General features: G+C 71.0%; 2 protein-coding genes. Both read left to right on the forward strand.

What is annotated here, in order from left to right:
* Positions 1–7: 7 nt before the first annotated feature.
* The gene (locus ACFFJG_RS20385; RefSeq protein WP_378520685.1) at positions 8–166 is read left to right on the forward strand and encodes a copper transporter; all 159 of its coding nucleotides are present in this window, start codon (positions 8–10) and stop codon (positions 164–166) included.
* Between the two features lie 11 nt (positions 167–177).
* Entirely contained in the window at positions 178–1,872 is a 1,695-nt protein-coding gene (gene pyrG / locus ACFFJG_RS20390) for a CTP synthase (RefSeq protein ID WP_378520637.1), read from the forward strand.
* The last annotated feature ends 43 nt before the right edge of the window (positions 1,873–1,915 follow it).

Genomic DNA, 1,915 nt, shown 5'->3' on the forward strand with positions numbered 1-1,915 from the left:
CGGCCGACTGCGCGCCGACCCCACGGCCGCCTCCGTGGCGACGGTCGACGGCATCGACACCCCGGCCGGCCGGATCGCGACCGTGCTCACGCTCCAGAAGGCGCTCAGCGCGCCCGGCGGCGCGTTCGGTGCGTCGGGTGCCGACGGACCGCTCCCTCTCGGGTAAGATCGAAGCCCGTGAAGAGCCCGACGCCGACCAAGCACGTTTTCGTCACCGGAGGCGTCGCCTCCTCCCTCGGCAAGGGGCTCACCGCCTCGAGCCTGGGCAGCCTGCTGAAGTCGCGCGGCCTCCGCGTGACGATGCAGAAGCTGGACCCCTACCTCAACGTCGATCCCGGCACGATGAACCCGTTCCAGCACGGCGAGGTCTTCGTGACCAACGACGGCGCCGAGACCGACCTCGACATCGGTCACTACGAGCGGTTCCTCGACACCGACCTCAACCAGATCGCCAACGTCACGACCGGGCAGGTCTACTCCACGGTCATCGCCAAGGAGCGTCGCGGCGACTACCTCGGTGACACCGTGCAGGTGATCCCGCACATCACCAACGAGATCAAGGACCGGATCCTCGCGATGGGCGGCCCGGACATCGACGTGGTGATCACCGAGGTCGGCGGCACGGTGGGCGACATCGAGTCGCTGCCCTTCCTCGAGGCCGCACGCCAGACCCGCCACGAGATCGGGCGCGACAACTGCTTCTTCATCCACGTCTCGCTGGTGCCCTACATCGGGCCCTCCGGCGAGCTGAAGACCAAGCCCACCCAGCACTCGGTGGCCGCGCTGCGCTCCATCGGCATCCAGCCCGACGCGATCGTGTGCCGCGCCGACCGCGAGCTGCCAGACGGGATCAAGCGCAAGATCGCCCTGATGTGCGACGTCGACGACGACGCGGTGGTCACGGCCGCCGACGCGCCGTCGATCTACGACATCCCCAAGGTGCTGCACCGCGAGGGCCTCGACGCCTACGTCGTGCGCCGCCTCGACCTGCCGTTCCGCGACGTCGACTGGACGACGTGGGACGACCTGCTCCGCCGGGTGCACCACCCGTCCGAGGAGGTCACGGTGGCGCTGGTGGGCAAGTACATCGACCTCCCCGACGCCTACCTCTCGGTCAGCGAGGCGCTGCGCGCCGGCGGCTTCGCGCACGAGGCCAAGGTCAACATCCGCTGGGTCGCCTCCGACACCTGCGACACCGAGGCCGGTGCCGCCAAGCAGCTCGGCGACGTCGACGCGGTCCTGGTGCCGGGCGGGTTCGGCGTGCGCGGCATCGAGGGCAAGCTGGGGGCGCTGCACTACGCCCGCACCCACGGCATCCCCACCCTCGGCCTGTGCCTGGGCCTGCAGTGCATGGTGATCGAGTACGCCCGCAACGTCGCCGGCCTCGAGAAGGCCGGCTCCACCGAGTTCGACCCCGACACCGTCGAGCCGGTCATCTCCACCATCGAGGAGCAGAAGAAGTTCGTCGAGGGCGCGGGCGACCTGGGCGGCACCATGCGCCTCGGGCTCCAGAAGGCCGAGCTGAGCGAGGGCAGCGTGGTGCGCGCGGCGTACGGCTCCGGCACGGTCGAGGAGCGCCACCGCCACCGCTACGAGTTCAACGACGCCTACCGCGAGACCCTCGCCGAGTCCGGCCTGGTCTTCTCGGGCATCAACCCCGAGCTCGGCCTGGTCGAGTTCGTGGAGCTCCCCGCAGACGTGCACCCCTACTACGTCGCGACCCAGGCTCACCCCGAGCTGCGCTCGCGGCCGACCCGCCCGCACCCGCTGTTCGCCGGGCTCGTCGGCGCGGCGATCGAGCGCCAGCGCTCCGAGCGGTTCCCGCTCGACGAGTCGGGCCTGCGCCGCAAGGACGAGCCCGCCGAGGCCTGAGCCACACGAGCGACGGCCCCGCCCACCTGCTGGTGGGCGGGGC

This window comes from Nocardioides zeicaulis (assembly GCF_042432345.1).
In the GTDB taxonomy this organism is placed as follows: Bacteria; Actinomycetota; Actinomycetes; order Propionibacteriales; family Nocardioidaceae; genus Nocardioides; species Nocardioides zeicaulis.